This window comes from Moraxella sp. 179-F 1C4 NHS, assembly GCF_045370505.1.
Classification (GTDB): domain Bacteria; phylum Pseudomonadota; class Gammaproteobacteria; order Pseudomonadales; family Moraxellaceae; genus Faucicola; species Faucicola tetraodonis.
In genome coordinates, this window is the sequence record NZ_JBIQEC010000010.1 from 55,463 (window position 1) to 73,233 (window position 17,771).

16 protein-coding genes are annotated in these 17,771 nt (G+C 44.6%); 8 read left to right on the forward strand and 8 right to left on the reverse strand.

Annotated elements, in window-relative coordinates; all coding sequences use genetic code 11:
* The first annotated feature begins 86 nt into the window (after window positions 1–86).
* From carA to argG, 7 genes are all read left to right on the forward strand, one after another.
* The gene (gene carA / locus ACH0AB_RS06480; RefSeq protein ID WP_076774892.1) at window positions 87–1,280 is read left to right on the forward strand and encodes a glutamine-hydrolyzing carbamoyl-phosphate synthase small subunit; all 1,194 of its coding nucleotides are present in this window, start codon (window positions 87–89) and stop codon (window positions 1,278–1,280) included.
* A 50-nt stretch (window positions 1,281–1,330) separates the two neighbouring features.
* Window positions 1,331–2,425, forward strand: a complete 1,095-nt coding sequence (locus ACH0AB_RS06485; RefSeq protein ID WP_406877641.1) for an AAA family ATPase — start codon at window positions 1,331–1,333, stop codon at window positions 2,423–2,425.
* 21 nt (window positions 2,426–2,446) lie between these two features.
* The gene (locus ACH0AB_RS06490; protein ID WP_051499975.1) at window positions 2,447–2,899 is read left to right on the forward strand and encodes a PIN domain-containing protein; all 453 of its coding nucleotides are present in this window, start codon (window positions 2,447–2,449) and stop codon (window positions 2,897–2,899) included.
* Between the two features lie 20 nt (window positions 2,900–2,919).
* Window positions 2,920–6,159 (forward strand): carbamoyl-phosphate synthase large subunit, encoded by a 3,240-nt coding sequence (gene carB, locus ACH0AB_RS06495; RefSeq protein ID WP_406877642.1) that lies wholly within the window; start codon window positions 2,920–2,922, stop codon window positions 6,157–6,159.
* A gap of 154 nt (window positions 6,160–6,313) precedes the next feature.
* Entirely contained in the window at window positions 6,314–6,865 is a 552-nt protein-coding gene (locus tag ACH0AB_RS06500) for a phosphatase PAP2 family protein (RefSeq protein ID WP_406877643.1), read from the forward strand.
* A gap of 261 nt (window positions 6,866–7,126) precedes the next feature.
* Window positions 7,127–7,603: a transcription elongation factor GreA gene (gene greA / locus ACH0AB_RS06505; RefSeq protein WP_007116148.1), complete on the forward strand. Its 477-nt coding sequence runs from the start codon at window positions 7,127–7,129 to the stop codon at window positions 7,601–7,603.
* Between the two features lie 162 nt (window positions 7,604–7,765).
* Window positions 7,766–9,130, forward strand: a complete 1,365-nt coding sequence (gene argG / locus ACH0AB_RS06510) for an argininosuccinate synthase (protein WP_036594535.1) — start codon at window positions 7,766–7,768, stop codon at window positions 9,128–9,130.
* A 54-nt stretch (window positions 9,131–9,184) separates the two neighbouring features.
* Here argG and ACH0AB_RS06515 read toward each other — a convergent pair whose 3' ends face one another.
* The 3 genes from ACH0AB_RS06515 to ACH0AB_RS06525 all read right to left on the reverse strand — a co-directional run bounded on the left by ACH0AB_RS06515 (window position 9,185) and on the right by ACH0AB_RS06525 (window position 11,531).
* Window positions 9,185–9,724 carry a YecA/YgfB family protein gene (locus ACH0AB_RS06515; protein ID WP_406877646.1) on the reverse strand — a complete coding sequence of 180 codons (540 nt, stop codon included), beginning with the start codon at window positions 9,722–9,724 and terminating at the stop codon, window positions 9,185–9,187.
* 81 nt (window positions 9,725–9,805) lie between these two features.
* The gene (locus ACH0AB_RS06520) at window positions 9,806–10,042 is read right to left on the reverse strand and encodes a PA3496 family putative envelope integrity protein (protein ID WP_007116151.1); all 237 of its coding nucleotides are present in this window, start codon (window positions 10,040–10,042) and stop codon (window positions 9,806–9,808) included.
* A gap of 109 nt (window positions 10,043–10,151) precedes the next feature.
* Window positions 10,152–11,531 carry a hypothetical protein gene (locus tag ACH0AB_RS06525; RefSeq protein ID WP_309592976.1) on the reverse strand — a complete coding sequence of 460 codons (1,380 nt, stop codon included), beginning with the start codon at window positions 11,529–11,531 and terminating at the stop codon, window positions 10,152–10,154.
* A gap of 81 nt (window positions 11,532–11,612) precedes the next feature.
* Here ACH0AB_RS06525 and serB point away from each other — a divergent pair, with 81 nt between their 5' ends.
* Window positions 11,613–12,614 (forward strand): phosphoserine phosphatase SerB, encoded by a 1,002-nt coding sequence (gene serB / locus ACH0AB_RS06530; RefSeq protein ID WP_095356158.1) that lies wholly within the window; start codon window positions 11,613–11,615, stop codon window positions 12,612–12,614.
* Window positions 12,615–12,713: 99 nt separating this feature from the next.
* Here serB and ACH0AB_RS06535 read toward each other — a convergent pair whose 3' ends face one another.
* From ACH0AB_RS06535 to ACH0AB_RS06555, 5 genes are all read right to left on the reverse strand, one after another.
* Window positions 12,714–13,814 (reverse strand): FUSC family protein, encoded by a 1,101-nt coding sequence (locus tag ACH0AB_RS06535; RefSeq protein WP_406877647.1) that lies wholly within the window; start codon window positions 13,812–13,814, stop codon window positions 12,714–12,716.
* Between the two features lie 165 nt (window positions 13,815–13,979).
* Complete coding sequence (purC, locus tag ACH0AB_RS06540) at window positions 13,980–14,708, reverse strand: phosphoribosylaminoimidazolesuccinocarboxamide synthase (RefSeq protein ID WP_050325481.1); 729 nt, start codon at window positions 14,706–14,708, stop codon at window positions 13,980–13,982.
* 134 nt (window positions 14,709–14,842) lie between these two features.
* Window positions 14,843–15,142 (reverse strand): hypothetical protein, encoded by a 300-nt coding sequence (locus ACH0AB_RS06545; protein WP_007116155.1) that lies wholly within the window; start codon window positions 15,140–15,142, stop codon window positions 14,843–14,845.
* Window positions 15,139–16,032: a 4-hydroxy-tetrahydrodipicolinate synthase gene (dapA, locus tag ACH0AB_RS06550; RefSeq protein ID WP_309592978.1), complete on the reverse strand. Its 894-nt coding sequence runs from the start codon at window positions 16,030–16,032 to the stop codon at window positions 15,139–15,141. The genes ACH0AB_RS06545 and dapA overlap by 4 nt, the downstream gene beginning before the upstream one ends.
* Before the next feature lie 225 nt (window positions 16,033–16,257).
* The gene (locus ACH0AB_RS06555) at window positions 16,258–17,406 is read right to left on the reverse strand and encodes a metallophosphoesterase (protein WP_406877649.1); all 1,149 of its coding nucleotides are present in this window, start codon (window positions 17,404–17,406) and stop codon (window positions 16,258–16,260) included.
* Between the last annotated feature and the right edge of the window lie 365 nt (window positions 17,407–17,771).

Below are 17,771 nucleotides of genomic sequence, written 5' to 3' on the forward strand. Positions count from 1 at the left end.
GATACTTTTTACGGTATGTGCATTGACTGGGCATCGTATACCGTCGCACACATGGGTAGAACACAGGATACGAGCGGAGGCACTAGGTGAACACGAATTACGCAAAAGCAATTTTGGCATTGGCAGATGGTACGGTTTTTTATGGTCGCAGCATCGGTGCTAGCGGACACACCGTTGGTGAAGTCGTGTTTAATACAGCGATGACAGGTTACCAAGAAATCTTGACCGACCCAAGCTACGCCCAGCAAATCGTCACCTTAACCTACCCGCATATCGGTAACACTGGCACCAACGATGAAGACACAGAGTCAGGTCGTATTCACAAAGTGTGGGCAAATGGATTGATTATCCGTGATTTGACCATGGCGACCAGTAACTTTCGCTCAAGCCAATCACTCAATGAGTATCTGATTAACCATAACACCGTTGCCATCGCTGATATCGACACCCGTAAACTCACTCGCCTACTACGTGAAAAAGGCGCACAAAACGGTTGTATTATGACCGCCGATAGCGACGGTCATCTGGATGAAGCCAAAGCAATCGAACTTGCCAAAAGCTTTGCCGGTATCAAAGGCATGGACTTGGCGAAAGTCTGCTGTGACCAAGCGGGTTTTACCTGGACGCAAGGCTCATGGCAATTGGTGAGTCCAGAAGTGAGCCCAACTTGTGGTCACTTTAAAGAATTGGGCACTGACATCGAGCAAAAATTTAACATCGTGGCGTATGACTTTGGCGTCAAAACCAACATTTTGCGCATGCTCGTTGACCGCGGCTGTCATGTCACCGTTGTGCCTGCCCAAACGCCTATCAATGAAGTGCTCAAACATAACCCAGACGGTATTTTCTTATCCAATGGTCCTGGCGACCCTGCCCCATGTGATTACGCCATTGATGCCATCAAACACATCATCACCGAGACTGATATTCCGCTGTTTGGGATTTGTCTAGGTCATCAGCTATTGGCACTGGCTAGCGGCGCGCAAACCTTGAAAATGAAATTTGGTCACCATGGTGCCAACCACCCTGTGCAAGATATCGAGCAAGGTACGGTGATGATTACCTCACAAAACCACGGTTTTGCGGTGGATGAAGCCACCCTGCCAAGCAACATTAAAGTGACGCATCGCTCGTTGTTTGATGGCTCAAATCAAGGCATTGAGCTGACCGATAAGCCTGCGTTTAGTTTTCAAGGACATCCAGAGGCAAGCCCAGGACCCCATGACTGTGCGCCATTGTTTGATAAATTTGCGGATATGATGGCAAAAGCGAAAGGTTAATTTTAAAGTGCATCATTTGCACTTTTTTAAAGATAAAATTTGAGATTTATATGACCGAAATTAAAATCAAAGACTTGCGAGGGGTGGGTGACGTTGAGCTAAATCTTGACGATACTAAGCGAGTTTTTGTTTTTTTTGGGTCAAATGGAGTAGGCAAAACCAAAACTTTAGAATCTTTGTTCATATTTTTACTGGCTAAAACCTCAAACTTCATAAGGTTCTTTCAATATATCCCACAAAAGCGAATTGCTGAAAAAATTGAAGTAGAAAAAGAATTTTTAGATTTCAAAGGTAAAGGCGTTTTATTAACAGATGATAGTATTGACTACAATCAACTTTTTAAACAAATAAATTCCCAAGATATTGATGCAATTGCATTTTTGGGTGCAAGTGAACGTAGTGCTATTTATAGAAATGATAGCAATGCTACCTTAAATCATGAACAGATAAGTGTTCTAATACAGCATTCTATTAACAATCAGTTATTATCAAACTTTAATATGAAAACTGATATTCATAGATGGTTCACGGAGCGTGCCAAATCTGTCAACCCCTACCAAAAAGAAGAAGACAATCGTAAAGTTGATATTGATACGGTTTTAAATGCCCTACATATTTTAGACAGCCGTATTGAAAAAACCCTAAAAATCGATGGTGACGGCAATGTATTTTTGACCGTTGAAGGTCAAGAAAGAGAATTAAGCGAACTAAGCTCTGGCTTTATCTCAGTGGTAAAAATCATTCAATCTATTATTTCCGCTTATTCAGCATTTACCAACGCCACCGATTTGTTAAACGTCAAAGGCGTGGTGTTGATTGATGAAATCGAAAGCCATTTGCACATCGAATGGCAAACCAAAATCGTGCCAACGCTGAAAAATTTATTTCCTAACACCACCTTTTACATAGCTACTCATTCACCCTTAGTATTATCACAACTGGCTGAAGGTGAAGCGTATTTATTAAAACGTGACGCTGATGGTGTGGTAAGAAGTCAAGAAATAAATTCACCCAATACTCGGTTATTAGAAAATGTATTACAAGATGCGTTTGATGTCGATTTAAATCAACTAAAACGTGAAAACATGGAACACATTGACCAAACCAAAGCGAAACAAAAATTATTAGCCCTATTAAATAAATAGGATAAACAGATAGGTGAAAAAATGAATCAAAAATCTGTTTTAGTGGATGCTAATATTTTAATCGCTGTGATTGATGGAAAGGATGATAATCCTAATCATATTGAAGCAAAACAAAAATTTAATGACTTAATCGCTCAAAATGCCACGATTGCCATTACCCCTTTGATTCGTTATGAAGTATTACGAGGTGTAAAAAGTATTTCAATTGATGAAGCCCAAGAAATTTTAGACGATTTTGTTGAATTTAATATCACTGATAAAGAAGCTAATCCTTCCGCTAGAATTTTTCACTTTAGCCGTAGTCAGGATTTTTCAGCGAAAGACACAGGTATCAGACTCGATAAACAGAACTTTGATGTATTTCATTATGTTGTCGCCAAAATTCGCAATTTAGAATTGGTCAATGTTAATCAAAAAGATTTTAACAAAATTGAAAATGTTATTAAATTAATGCCAAATCCGCCTTTTAAGTAATTGTTAGTAAGAGAGAAGCTATGCCAAAACGTACCGACATCAAATCCATTCTTATCATCGGCGCAGGTCCTATCGTCATCGGACAAGCCTGTGAATTTGACTACTCAGGCGCACAAGCCTGTAAAGCCTTACGTGAAGAAGGCTACCGCGTCATTCTGGTTAACTCAAATCCAGCCACCATCATGACTGACCCCGTCATGGCAGATGCCACCTACATCGAGCCCATCACCTGGCAAACGGTAGAGCGTATCATTGATAAAGAACGCCCCGATGCCATCTTGCCCACCATGGGCGGACAAACCGCGCTCAACTGTGCGTTAGACTTGGACAAGCATGGCGTACTGGAAAAATATGGCTGTGAGCTGATTGGCGCGACCAAAGACGCCATCGAAAAAGCCGAAGACCGCAACCTGTTTGACCAAGCGATGAAAAAAATCGGCTTAGAGTGCCCACGCGCCGAAGTGGCCGAAACCATGGAACAAGCCTTTGCCATTCAAGCCAAAGTCGGCTTTCCCTGCATCATTCGCCCGTCGTTTACCATGGGGGGTTCGGGTGGCGGTATCGCTTACAACCGTGACGAATTTGTCGAGATTTGTGAGCGTGGTTTTGACTTATCGCCCACTCACCAACTATTGATTGACGAAAGCTTAATCGGTTGGAAAGAGTACGAGATGGAGGTTGTCCGTGACAAAAAAGACAACTGTATCATCGTCTGTTCAATTGAAAACTTCGACCCTATGGGTGTCCACACTGGCGACTCTATCACTGTGGCACCTGCTCAGACTTTGACGGATAAAGAATACCAAATCATGCGTAATGCGTCATTGGCGGTGCTGCGTGAGATTGGCGTGGAGACAGGTGGTTCAAACGTACAATTTGGTATTGACCCAAAAACAGGTCGTATGGTGGTCATCGAGATGAACCCACGTGTCAGCCGTTCATCTGCCTTGGCATCTAAAGCCACGGGTTTCCCGATTGCCAAAATCGCAGCAAAGCTTGCGGTCGGTTACACGCTCGATGAACTTAGCAATGACATTACAGGCGGCTTGACCCCAGCCAGCTTTGAGCCCGCCATTGACTATGTGGTGACTAAAGTACCGCGCTTTAACTTTGAAAAATTCCCCCAAGCTGACAGCACCTTATCTACCCAAATGAAATCGGTGGGTGAAGTGATGGCGATTGGTCGTAATTTCCAAGAGTCGATGCAAAAAGCGTTACGCGGTCTTGAAATTGGCGTGAATGGTTTTGATGAGTATCTTGATTTCAATCAAGACGAGGATACCATTCGCAGCACCTTAAAAGTTAAGTTAAAAACCCCCACACCTGACCGTATTTTCTACATTGCTGATGCCTTCCGTTTTGGCATGAGCGTGGATGAGGTGTTTGAGTTTACTCGCATTGACCCTTGGTTTTTAGTGCAAATTGAAGACATCGTCAAAACGGAAAAATTGGTGAAAGAAACTGGCTTTGGCGGTTTGACCAGCGACAACTTGCGTCAATTCAAACGTAAAGGGTTATCAGATTTACGCTTGGCAACGCTCTTGGGAATTTCACAAAAACAACTGCGTAAAAAACGTTGGGATTTGGGCGTGTATCCTGTGTACAAACGCGTGGATACCTGTGCCGCGGAGTTTTCGACGTCAACCGCTTATATGTATTCAAGCTATGATGACGAATGTGAAGCCAATCCAACTAACAACAAAAAAATCATGGTCATCGGCGGCGGTCCCAACCGCATTGGTCAAGGTATTGAATTTGACTATTGCTGTGTGCATGCCGCCTTGGCAATGCGTGAAGATGGTTATGAGACCATCATGGTCAACTGTAACCCTGAAACGGTTTCCACTGACTATGACACCTCTGACCGTCTGTACTTTGAGCCTATTACGTTAGAAGATGTGCTTGAAATCGTGCGCATCGAAAAACCCGAAGGCGTGATTGTGCAGTACGGTGGACAAACGCCATTAAAATTAGCGCGCGCATTGGAAGCTGCAGGTGTGCATATCATCGGTACCAGCCCAGATGCGATTGACCGTGCAGAAGACCGTGAACGTTTCCAACACATGATTCAGCAATTGGGCTTTACTCAGCCACCCAATGCCTTGGCGACCAGTACCGAAGACGGTATCGTCAAAGCGACGCAAGTGGGCTATCCCCTAGTTGTCCGTCCCTCTTACGTGTTGGGCGGTCGCGCCATGGAAATCGTCTACAACGAAAACGAACTGCGTCGTTATTTGCGTGAAGCCGTACAAGCGTCTAATGAAGCCCCTGTATTACTTGACCGCTTCTTGGATGATGCGATTGAAGTGGATGTGGATTGTATCTCTGACGGCACCAATGTGGTGATTGGCGGTATCATGCAGCACATCGAACAAGCGGGCGTGCATTCAGGCGATTCAGCGTGTTCAATCCCGCCGTATTCACTCAGCCAAGAGATTTGTGATGTGATGCGCGAACAAACCGTGGCGATGGCAAAAGAGCTGGGTGTGGTGGGCTTGATGAACGTCCAATACGCGGTCAAAGATGGTGTGGTTTATATCCTTGAAGTCAATCCGCGTGCCTCACGTACGGTGCCTTTTGTATCAAAATGCATCGGCACTTCACTTGCGCAAGTCGCTGCTCGTTGTATGGCTGGCACAACACTTGTGGAACAGAACTTTACCACTGAAGTGATTCCAACATTTTTTGCAGTCAAAGAAGCGGTCTTCCCTTTTGCCAAATTCCCAGGCGTTGACCCCATCTTAAGCCCTGAGATGAAATCAACGGGTGAAGTCATGGGCGTGGGTCAGACCTTTGGTGAGGCTTACTACAAAGCCATCATCGGCAGTAATGATAGATTGCCCGGTTTGCCAGTGGAAAATGAAGTTAAAAAAGTGTTCTTATCGGTGCGTGAAAGCGACAAAGCCAATCTGGTACCAGTGGCAAAACAATTTGCCGAGTATGGCTTTAAACTCGTGGCAACCTCAGGTACACAAAAAATCTTGACCGAAGCCGGTATCCCCTGTGAGCGCATCAACAAAGTTACCGAGGGTCGCCCACATATCGTCGATGCCATCAAAAACGGTGAGATTGCGATTGTGGTCAATACCACTGAAGGCAAACAAGCGCATGAAGACTCATTCTCGATTCGCCGCTCAGCCTTACAGCATAAAGTATTTAATGTGACTACCTTAAATGCCGCGGCAGCAGTTACCCAAGCGTATAAAGTGCAACTGCCATTTGATGTATATAAGCTCCAATCGCTACATACACAGCAATAGCCACCGCTATTTTAAAATACTGATAGCCAGCGCTGTCAGTATTTTTTTATGGGCTAAGATAATCCTAAGGTTTGGGGTGTACACTGGGTTTGCCCTAAGTATAGCCACGTTTATCAATGTTTTGACCACTAACCACAATCAGGGTGTAAATACCATGAGACAACCTTCTAAGACCTTTAACGTCATACTGCTCGCTGCTGTATTAGCGCCGACGACAACGGTATATGCCAAAAGCGATAGCGAAAAAGCAGGCGATATATTGCATATTGCTATCCCAGTAGCAGGCTTAGGCATGGCACTTGCCAAAGATGACCAAGAAGGCGTGTATCAACTAGGCAAAACCATGGCAACTAATTTGGCGGCTACCTATGCGCTCAAATACGCCACCAATGACACCGCGTGGGGCGAACGTCCCAATGGCGAAGATTACTCATTTCCATCAGGGCATGCTAGTGATTCTTGCGCGGGCGCGACTTTCATCGGTCAACGCTATGGCTGGCGCTATGGCTCGATGGCAATGCTTCCTGCTGCCTATGTGGGCTGGTCACGTGTGGATGCCGACAAACACCATACCCGTGATGTGGTTGCTGGCTGCGCGCTGGGTGTCGTCAGTGGTTTGGTGATGACGCAACCGTTTGACAATGCCACTATTTTACCTTGGTATGAAAATAAAGCCGTGGGTGTTACCATCAGCTCAGCTTGGTAATGTCAGGCTCATGCAGTCAATTGAGTGAATGCTTTGCATCACAAGCCGTTATCAAGTAAAATACCGTTATTGTGGTGATTGACGCAGCACAGCAAATTTTTTACTAGAACCTTGTTAGGCAGTAGCCCTGTCTAGCATGGTTTTTTTCATCTATACAAAATAGCTAGTGGTCAATCACGAGCGTTGATGACCATTTTTTGTGACTTGTTACTTTGGCAATCTTGCCGTTTGAATCCCTATTTGTGACAAAAGGAATCCCCTATGCAACGTTATCCAATGACGCCTCAAGGTCACGCGGCTTTAGAAGAAGAGCTCAAACAGCTCAAAACCGTTGACCGTCCACGTATTACCGCGGCGATTGCCGAAGCGCGCGAACATGGCGATTTAAAAGAAAATGCTGAGTACCATGCTGCCCGTGAGCAGCAAGGATTTTGTGAAGCCCGTATTCGCGATATTGAAGCAAAATTAGGCGGGGCTGAAGTCATTGATCCGCTCAAACTACCGCAAGAAGGTCGCGTGGTGTTTGGCGTCACGGTAGTGATTGAAAATCTCGATACGGAAGAGCAAAAACGCTATAAAATTGTGGGTGATGACGAAGCGGATTTTAAAGCCAACAAAATCTCCATCAACTCGCCCATCGCGCGCGGTCTGATTGGCAAATCAGAAGGCGATGAAGCCAAAATCCAAACCCCAAGCGGCGAAGTCGAATACGAAATCGTCGAAGTTTTGTACCAATAACCGCTATTTAGCCGATAAAGCCAATCATTTGATTGGCTTTTTTATTGTGATAAATTATGGGTAATTGTCAAAAAATGGCGAAAAACACGTTGACAAAAATGTTACAATAATTCGATAGGTTGATTTTACAGATTATTTTTTGATGACTTGATAGGAAAGGTTATGAGCCACGATACCACAAACAATGCCACTAATAACGCCACCATTTTACAATCTGTCCCCGTCGGGCAAAAAGTCGGTATCGCGTTTTCAGGCGGACTTGACACCTCAGCTGCGCTACTTTGGATGAAGCAAAAAGGCGCGCTGCCATACGCTTATACCGCGAACTTAGGTCAACCTGACGAAGACGATTACAACGCCATTCCCAAAAAAGCCGACCAATACGGTGCGGTCAAAGCGCGTTTGATTGATTGCCGTTTGCAATTGGCGCTTGAAGGTATTGCCGCAATTCAATGCGGTGCGTTTCATGTCAGCACCGGTGGTATGCCCTACTTTAACACCACGCCACTGGGTCGTGCGGTTACAGGCACCATGCTAGTCACCGCCATGAAAGAAGATGATGTCAACATTTGGGGCGATGGCTCAACTTATAAAGGCAATGATATTGAGCGTTTTTACCGTTACGGTTTACTTACCAACCCTGCCCTTAAAATCTATAAACCGTGGCTTGACCAAACCTTCATTGATGAATTGGGCGGTCGTAGCGAGATGTCACAGTTCCTAATCGACAATGGCTTTGACTACAAAATGTCCAAAGAAAAAGCCTACTCAACCGACTCAAATATGCTCGGCGCGACGCATGAAGCCAAAGACTTGGAGTTTTTGGATGCCAGCATGCACATCGTTGAGCCGATTATGGGTGTGGCATTTTGGGATGAAAATGTCAAAATCGACAAAGAAACAGTAACCGTACGCTTTGAACAAGGCATGCCCGTGGCAATCAATGACGAAACCTTTGATAGCCCAGTGGATTTGATTTTAAAAGCCAACGAAATCGGCGGTCGTCATGGTCTTGGGATGAGTGACCAAATTGAGAACCGTATCATCGAAGCCAAATCACGTGGTATCTATGAAGCCCCTGCCATGGCGCTGTTGCACATTGCCTATGAGCGTCTGGTCACTGGGATTCATAACGAAGACACCATCGAGCAGTACCGTATCAATGGTTTACGTCTAGGTCGCTTGTTGTACCAAGGTCGCTGGTTTGACTCACAAGCCTTGATGCTTCGTGAAACAGCCCAGCGCTGGGTCGCCAAAGCTATCACGGGTGAAGTCACCATCGAGCTACGCCGCGGTAATGACTATACCATCTTAAATACTAAATCCGACAACTTGACCTACCAACCAGAACGTCTATCAATGGAAAAAGTGGAAGATGCGGCGTTCACGCCAATGGATCGTATTGGTCAGCTGACCATGCGCAATCTAGATATTTCAGATACCCGGGCTAAATTGGCGTTATATAGCCAATCAGGTTTGTTATCCAATGCCCATGGCTCAGACGTACCGCAACTAGAGCAAAAATAATGCGGTAAATAAAAAAAGGGCAATCGATGCGATTGCCCTTTTTTGTGACTACCATTAATCATTGGTATGAAAGAGTAAGAACAGCTCAACGATATTTTTTTCTATGGCTTGTGCCATTTGACTCATGGTTTCTGGGTCTTTGAGTAGCTCTTGCATATCAGGTTGGTCTTCATCAATGCCACTAAACAAAATCATCGGTAACGTCAGCATTGCCACATCTTCTTCGCTGTCGTCATTATCAAACCAATCATCTTCTTCGTCATCGCTGGCATACATGGCATCAACAAAGCCCACCGACCATTCGCTGATTTCTGAGTTTTCAATATCGAGATAATCAGTTTCGTCGACATCAAAAGGCAGCTCAATTTCACGCTCATCTTGCAGCATGGCTTGCAGCTCATCACGCCACTGTACGATGGCTGCTAATACATCTGGCTTGACTTGTTTTTCATGCCCTTCAAAAAGATAGGTTTGCCAATTGTATAAAGGTTTGCCGACAATAGAAGCGGTTAAAAAGCCGTGTGTAGCGATGCTCGATAGCCCAAATTCGTTGTCATCACTGTCTAAAAAATCGATTAAATCATCAAAATCCATGGTAGTTATCCTAGTATTCTATCAAAAAAGCGGATTGAAAAAAGAAAGGTTAATACCTAGTGTATTAACCTTTTGCTTGACTTACAACTCATCATCATCAAAATCGTCGTCATCATCTAAGTCATCAAGATCGTCATCAAAACTGTCTTTGAGTGAGCGCTCTAGACGCTTTTCTTCCAATAAATTATCAATCAAACGACGTTTTTCAAGACTACTTGCCCGACTTCGACCCGATGCGTCGTCATCTACGAGTCGCGCGTCATCGTCATCATCAAAATTGTCATCTTCAAAGCTATCGTCAATATCTGGATCAGCCATTTAGTGCTCCTTTCGCTGGTCGATTCGATAAATTTGCAATTTCATAAAGCCTTATAATGGGTTTTGTCGGTCAAGTCAAGTGGCGATAGAAAAAATAGCGATGATTCGTTTATTTTTCTGTGGCGGTCAAAATATCATCGCGTTTGGCAATGAGTTCGGTCATCAAGGTTTCTGATAAACCGTTGTACCAAACCATTTCACGCTCTGTGATAGTGGTCGGATGTTGCAAGTTTTTAAACTGCACTTTACCATCTAAAGTTTTAAGCAAATCCAGTGGATACAGGAGTAATAAACCATCTTCTTTGGCGTGGTTTGCCATTAGTTTTTGTACGTCATCGAATTGATGACTGATACTGGTACCGATGGTTAATGGCAAGGCAAAACGCGATAGCTCACGGTGTTTTTCGTATACCACTTGGTTGAGGATAATCAACAATTTTGACAACAACACCGCTGCCAGTGGCAATTGCTCCGCTTTACCTGCTAGATGAATGACTGCGCCATTGGCATTAAAATGCGAGTTGTCTTTGATATACACGTCTTTGATATAGCGATTTAACACATTGTTTGAGGAATTAAACAAACTGTTTGATGCGCGCATCAATAGCTGATTACATAATTGAAAATACGGTTTTGCAACTTCAGGTGCCACCCGTTTTAGCAGATGATACTGGTCATAAAAATGAATTTGTAATTCAATTTCAGGCTGTTTTTGGCTGTCTACTATATTTTCTTGAGCCAGATTGTCAGTCGCTTCAGTGGCTGTAGGCTGGGTTTGGTGAATGTCTTTAGCAGATTTTGATTTTTCTCGATTTAAAAAATCATTGATGGTTTTGCCAGTGGCGGCAGGTTGCGCGGTGGCGTTGCTATCCCCTATATTGTACAAGGTGTCTTCGTCTAACTGCAATTCACCATCGGCTGTCAATACAGGGTTGGGGGGTGCTAAACCGCCACGCGCAAGCGCGATATGCTGCTGGACTTTTTCACCCAATTGCGCAAGCTGTTCCTGCGTTGGGCGCGCCATATAGCCATAAATCAACCATAAAAACCCATGCAAAATTGCTGACCCTAATACAAACAACCATTGACTACTGACAATCTCGCCTTTGGAGACCGCTTTCATAATGATAGTGGCGTGACCGAGAACTTGGTTGTTTTGGATAATGGGTTTATCAATTACCTGCCCCACTTCGTTTTGCGCTTGTCCCGTTTGCACCAGCGGCTGGTTGTTTTGGTCACTGATGACAAGCTTGGCGACTTCCTGATCTACTTGGTAGCGGTTTGCCAAGACGCTCAGGCTAATTCTATCTTGGCTCGTGATGCCCACCATGGCTTCTTTGGCTAACTGTTCAACAATTTTTTCACCCTTTTGGGTACGCTGCTCGTATTGGGATTTTTCACTACTAAAAGTAAGCATCAAAAAATGTAAACAAAAACTAATAAGTAGCACAATAGCGAATTTGCCTTGACGGGGAGCTAGATGATTCATGGGTAGATTAAACTTTCTTTAGGAGCGATTAAATGCTACATTATCATGTTTATTTTTTTGGCATACAAGGGGTAAACTACCATGACGACGAATTTTTTGTATCAACTTAATCAGCATTTTCCCCATAGTTACGCGATTACCCTAAGCGCTGCCAAGTTTGAATTGGGGCTATTGAGCCAAGTCAGCGAAACCCTTGCAAGCCTTCATCCTGCCATTCGCCTCTTACATCAAGATACCTTAGTCAATGAGCTTGATTGGCAAGCCAATGACACACTCGCCCAAGCTGAGCAAACCAGTCCTGTGACGACAATTCGCTGGATTGTGACGCTGGAATCAGATAGCGATATCAGCGACTTACCCCAACGGGTCAAACAAGTCGCCGCCAACAACCTCTATCACGTAGATATCAATGTCATGCCCCTTGCGACATTGGTGCGCCCGCATAAACTGGCGTTGTTTGATATGGATTCGACCTTGATTGAGCAAGAAGTGATTGTGGAATTGGCAAAAAAAGCCGGGATTGGTGAGCAAGTTGATACTATTACCGAATCTGCCATGCGCGGCGAAATTGATTTTGCCCAAAGCTTTACTCGCCGTGTGGCTTTACTTAAAGGGTTATCAAGTGAGGTGCTCGAAGACATTATTGCCAATCACATTACCTTTAGCCCAGGGGCAAAACGCTTGATTAGCGCACTGAAAAATCATGGTTACTATGTGGTATTGGTCTCAGGCGGCTTTAACTATTTTGCCGAATACGTGAAAAACAGCTTAGGAATGGATGAGAGTTATGCCAATGACCTAGATATCGTCGATAATCTAGTGACAGGTGAAATCACCTCAGCGATTGTAGATGGCAAGCGTAAAGCCGAAATTTTGCAAGCCGTAGCACAGCGTTTAAGCATTAAGCTGTCAGAGACTGTTGCTGTCGGCGATGGCGCTAATGACTTGCCAATGCTAGGGCTAGCTGATATCGGTATTGCCTATCGCGCCAAACCGATTGTGCGTGACCAAGCAGATTATGCGGTAACCGTCGCAGGACTCGATGGGGTGATGACTGTCTTGGGATTGAGCGATTCATGTTAGCGGTTAGTTTTAAAGATTATTTTTAAAAATGAATTTTAAAGATTATAAAAAAGCCACCCAGACTATCGAGTGGCTTTTTTGTTTTTTTGGATAAAAAAGCTAAATTAGCAATTTCGCCACGATTTTATCGACGATGACTTGTAATTTTTGCCTCACTATCGGTGATAAAATGACAATACCGCCTAGCACACCCATGAGACAGCCGAGCACGGTATCCCAAAACCGCGTGATGATAATCTCACTGATTGCGGTAGGCCGCACCGCGCTGTACTCTGCCAAAAAGATGGTCAGTGGGGTGATAAAAATAACCGCCACCCCATAATGGCGTACCACAAAAGTCTCAATACAAAACATCATGCCAAAAATGCCTAGCGCCACACCCATATCGCTCAAATGCACCGATAGCAATAGCCAAGCTAGCAGCATACCAATCGCTGTACCCACAATCCGATGTATCTGCTTGACCCACATGCTTTGAAAATTCATCCCTTGCATGATGACATAGCAGCTCATCGGCACCCAATAGGGCTTGGGCATCTCTAGCCACAGCGCGAGCAGCAATGATAAAGCAATAAACGACGATACAATAAAAGTATCACCCAAAATCTCCCGCACGGGCATCGGTGTGTTTACCGGTAAGACAGGCTTGTTATAAATTAGCAGTAACGCATAAAAACACGCCACCATCCCCGCAAACAACGCGCCCAATGCCACCACGCCAATCAGCTGTGGGATTTGTGACACCGGTGCAGGCATAAACAGCGCAATCGCTGAAGCCATGATGATAAACAGCCCAGCAGGCGGTGGTAACTTATAATAACGGCTAAACAGCGTACACCAAAAGGTCACAAAAAACATCAGGGGAATTGTCAAGATGGGTACGTTGTGGGCGACCAAACCAACGGCAAAACACGCGACCATCCCAAAACTACACGCCAATACCGTGGTCATGCGAGACAATAACGACCCAGTATAGGGTAAGTTTAAAATCACCATCGCACCGAGTGACGCGAGTAGCCCCATGCGCAAATCACCCAGATACGCCCCGACCATCACTGGAAAACTAATCGCAAATGCCACAAACAATGGCATATGCCAAGGTCTGGGATTGCGATTGAATTGGGTCAAGGTGGTGAGCGGGTGCTTGATATATTGATGAGTGATAGGGTTGTCCAAATGAAAGACTCTTTTGTTAATCATATTGAGGGCTAAAAACTTAAACTTAAACTTAAATAACCTGCTAAAAACACAAAACTGGAGCAAGCCCCAGTTTTAGATGTTTATCTATTTCACATGCCATCCAAATTTAATTGGATTTAATTAGATGCGCTGTAGCGATTAGCTAGCTTGATGAATGCGTCCGATTTATCGACCTGACTCATCAACCAAAGACACGCCAATACGCTGGGCAACTTCTTCATAACCTTCGACCACATCACCGAGGCTTTGACGGAAACGGTCTTTATCCAGTTTTTTCTTGGTTTGTTTGTCCCAGACGCGGCAACCATCTGGCGAGAACTCATCGCCCAGTACGATACGGTCTTTGAATACCCCAAATTCTAGTTTGAAATCCACCAACATCAAACCACCGTCATCAAACATTTTTGATAACACGTCATTGACTTTGAAGGTTAAGGCTTTCATTTCATCCAGTTGTGCTTGCGTTGCCCAGCCGAGTGATACCGCTAATGAATCATTTACCATTGGGTCGCCTAGACCGTCATCTTTATAAAATAATTCAAAGGTAGGTGGAGTCAACGCTTGACCTTCTTGCAAGCCTAAGCGACGTACTAGGCTACCTGCCGCATAGTTACGTACCACACACTCGACGGGAATCATTGTTAGGCGTTTGACCAGCACTTCTTCATCCGATAATTGCTGTTCAAAATGGGTTTCGATGCCTGCTTCGCTGAGTTTTTGCATGATAAAGGCATTAAAGCGGTTATTGACTTTGCCTTTACGCGCTAACTGTTCGATACGCTCGCCGTTGAACGCAGAGGTATCATCACGAAATTCTAAAATCAGATAATCTGGATTGTCAGTTTCGAAGACGGATTTTGCTTTGCCTTTATAAAGTAAATCGAGTTTTTGCATGGTAATTCCCAAATGGCTGTTTAAGATTGGCTAAGGTTGGCTCAGTGTAGCTAATTTATGACAGTTGCATTGATTGGCTGATACGCGGTTAGCAACACCAGCTGCAAACTATCATAGATGCGGTCAGCCACTCTCTATTTTACGGTACTAATTGGACGCGGTAGCTCAAAACGCTTACTGCCTTCTTTTGTGATTTTTAACGTATTTTCACCCGATTGCGGCACTGCATAAACTGGCGTAAAAGGTAGCGTTTGTGCATCTGCCGGTAATTGGATGGGTTCAAGTTTTTTGGTTTTGGTATAGTCCAAAGAATTGTCGCCAACTTTACGTTTAAAAGTAGTACAGCCTGTCATAGCAATGCTAGCAGAGGCAATAATCGCTAGGGCTAGCTGGGCGTTGAATCGATTGCGGTTGGTGCTGCGTGTTTTTTTCATAGTAAACCTGCTTTGGCAAGTGCTTCATCCATCACTTGTTGGTGTTCTGGGGTAAGCCAAGTTAATGGTAAACGGATACCTTGCTCAATATGACCCATTTTGTGTAACGCATATTTTGCAGGAATTGGACTTGACTCGATAAATAAATCTTGGTGTAAATGGGCTATTTTTTGGTTTAATGCTTCGGCTTGTTCAAACTCACCTTTGAGTGCCAAGCCAAAAATTTGGCTCATGATTTTTGGTGCGACATTGGCGGTCACTGAGATATTGCCTTTTGCCCCATGACGCATCAGTGCTAACGCGCTTTCATCATCCCCTGACCATACAATCATGCGACCTTTTACTGCTTCAATCAGTTTGGCACCACGCGCCACGTCACCCGTCGCATCTTTAATCGCGATGATATTTTCGATGTCCGCTAAGCGCTCGACCGTTGCTTGCTGCATATCAACAACAGTGCGCCCGGGTACGTTGTATAGCACTTGGGGAATGTCCACGGCTTCAGCAATGGCTTTATAGTGTAAGTATAGCCCTTCTTGGGTCGGTTTGTTGTAGTAGGGGACAACCAACAGCACGGCATCAGCGCCCGCCTGTTTGGCGTGCTGGGTCAGCTCAATGGCTTCAACTGTATTGTTAGCGCCGGTACCCGCGATGACGGGAATACGACCACCCACTTGCTTCATGGTAAATTCAATGACATCCACATGCTCTTGCATGGATAAGGTTGCGGATTCACCCGTCGTACCAACCGATACCAGTACGTCCGTACCTTGCTCGATTTGCCAATCAATGAGATTTGCCAATGATTGCCAATCGACGTCACCATTGCTATGCATAGGTGTAATCAACGCGACCATAGAGCCTTGTAGTTTATCTAAAATGGGGGTCATAACAATACCTTGGACAAAACCTTAAGTAGAATATGTAACAGCTGCGACAATTTTTTGAAAATTTTTGTCTAGTGTAGCATACATTTGGGGCGAAGTTTAAGCGCTTTGATAGCAAACGCAAGTTTCTCCACCGCTGTAGCAAATCAGGTTATAGACCCCACTCAACCAGATAATAAGGCAGCAGCTGGTTTATAGTCGCTGGCTTACAGTGGCGAATGGTATGGGTTAAGCATCAACCGTTTGAACCTGGATAGTTAGCACATCAATGGTGGGCGGGCAGTTAAACCGAAACGGCAACCCTGTCATGCCAATCCCAGTATTCACCCATACTTGGTAGCGTTTGCTGGGTTTGTTAGCCGCATTGAGTGCTTTGGGATGATAGTCGGATTGTTTGGGTATATCGGGTTGACGTAACCCTGCCGCCAGTTTATTACCTGTCAATGCTCTCACCATCAGCGGTGTCAGTATAGGTATATTGACCTGCCCACCATGGGTTTGCCCCGCAATCACCAAAGTATCGTTGTTGGCGTCACTTAACGTTCGCGGATTGGCTTCTAACTGCTTGATATCATGGGTGGCAATCACTAATGGCTGCCCCGCGCCGCGCTGCTGTTCAATCACGCGCGGTAAATCCATTGTACTGCCATTATGAATGCCTATGATTTTTATCCCGGCAATGCGCAAGCCTTGCTCAGGCAATAATTGAATACCGAAGGTTGGCAAAATATTCATTAACTGCATATTGCTAGCAGGTTCGCTATTTTGTGCATCATCGACAACCTGCTGGGTATCGGCATCGCTAAGGACGGTATAGCAAGGCTTGTTCAGCGTTTTAAATGGGCTTAGATGGGCATCCAAAGTTGTCGCTTGATATAACCAATCACCCAAAATCAGCACCGCATCAACATCTAAGCGGTTAAGGCATTTCACCAAACGCGCTAACTGATGCGGGTTAGAAAATATACCAATGTGGATATCACTCAGCACCGCAATTTTTGCAGCTTGTCTTTTGATAGGTTGTGATGATGGCGCAGCCAGTGAAATATCGGTCGCAGGTTGATAGGTCGCAGATACGGTCAAATTGATTGAAAAATGCGAAACGCGCAGCCGATTGGGCTCAACCCAGCTCATATAGATATACAACAAGGATAACGCGATAAGCAGCCAGTAAATAATTTGGTTGTCATACAGCAGTTGCACGTTTGCCCACACCAACAACCAAACAAACCAATAGCGCGCGTAGAAACTGACCAGTTGCAGCAGGATTTGCAGATTATCTGTTCGCGCTTTGAGTTGCACGGTTTTTAGGCACGACCATAGGATTACCAAAACGGCAATGAGCGCTCCAAGATGACCTAGCCAACTGCCAATCATGCTACCACCCATATCAAGCGTTACCTAAATTTACTGAATAATCAATAATTTGCATGACAAATACGTATAAAAAAAGCGCCCATTATAAATGGCAATGATGAATATGACAATTTAAACTATCATCATATCGCAAAAAATGGATTAACAGCTAGGCGAGTTTTTTGTATTAAATTGCTTTAAAAAACGCCTGACTTTGCATTTTCCCCCATTGTCTGTCAGCGACGGCAAAACAAAGACGAGCGCGTTTGCATACGTCGTACCCTGTTTAGCCTTAACCATGGGCTATTTAGATGGGCTAGCTACTTAAAAAACAAACCATAGAAAAAATCCGCCATCATTTATAAAAGCTGATATGATAGCTTATT

What these genes read in the sequence shown, in the direction of transcription:
- ACH0AB_RS06485 (WP_406877641.1), top strand. Translation starts at nt 1,331, where the DNA reads ATGACCGAAATTAAAATCAAAGACTTGCGAGGGGTGGGTGACGTTGAG.
- ACH0AB_RS06490 (WP_051499975.1), top strand. Translation starts at nt 2,447, where the DNA reads ATGAATCAAAAATCTGTTTTAGTGGATGCTAATATTTTAATCGCTGTG.
- carB (WP_406877642.1), top strand. Translation starts at nt 2,920, where the DNA reads ATGCCAAAACGTACCGACATCAAATCCATTCTTATCATCGGCGCAGGT.
- ACH0AB_RS06500 (WP_406877643.1), top strand. Translation starts at nt 6,314, where the DNA reads ATGAGACAACCTTCTAAGACCTTTAACGTCATACTGCTCGCTGCTGTA.
- greA (WP_007116148.1), top strand. Translation starts at nt 7,127, where the DNA reads ATGCAACGTTATCCAATGACGCCTCAAGGTCACGCGGCTTTAGAAGAA.
- argG (WP_036594535.1), top strand. Translation starts at nt 7,766, where the DNA reads ATGAGCCACGATACCACAAACAATGCCACTAATAACGCCACCATTTTA.
- ACH0AB_RS06515 (WP_406877646.1), bottom strand. Translation starts at nt 9,724, where the DNA reads ATGGATTTTGATGATTTAATCGATTTTTTAGACAGTGATGACAACGAA.
- ACH0AB_RS06520 (WP_007116151.1), bottom strand. Translation starts at nt 10,042, where the DNA reads ATGGCTGATCCAGATATTGACGATAGCTTTGAAGATGACAATTTTGAT.
- ACH0AB_RS06525 (WP_309592976.1), bottom strand. Translation starts at nt 11,531, where the DNA reads ATGAATCATCTAGCTCCCCGTCAAGGCAAATTCGCTATTGTGCTACTT.
- serB (WP_095356158.1), top strand. Translation starts at nt 11,613, where the DNA reads ATGACGACGAATTTTTTGTATCAACTTAATCAGCATTTTCCCCATAGT.
- ACH0AB_RS06535 (WP_406877647.1), bottom strand. Translation starts at nt 13,814, where the DNA reads ATGATTAACAAAAGAGTCTTTCATTTGGACAACCCTATCACTCATCAA.
- purC (WP_050325481.1), bottom strand. Translation starts at nt 14,708, where the DNA reads ATGCAAAAACTCGATTTACTTTATAAAGGCAAAGCAAAATCCGTCTTC.
- ACH0AB_RS06545 (WP_007116155.1), bottom strand. Translation starts at nt 15,142, where the DNA reads ATGAAAAAAACACGCAGCACCAACCGCAATCGATTCAACGCCCAGCTA.
- dapA (WP_309592978.1), bottom strand. Translation starts at nt 16,032, where the DNA reads ATGACCCCCATTTTAGATAAACTACAAGGCTCTATGGTCGCGTTGATT.
- ACH0AB_RS06555 (WP_406877649.1), bottom strand. Translation starts at nt 17,406, where the DNA reads ATGATTGGCAGTTGGCTAGGTCATCTTGGAGCGCTCATTGCCGTTTTG.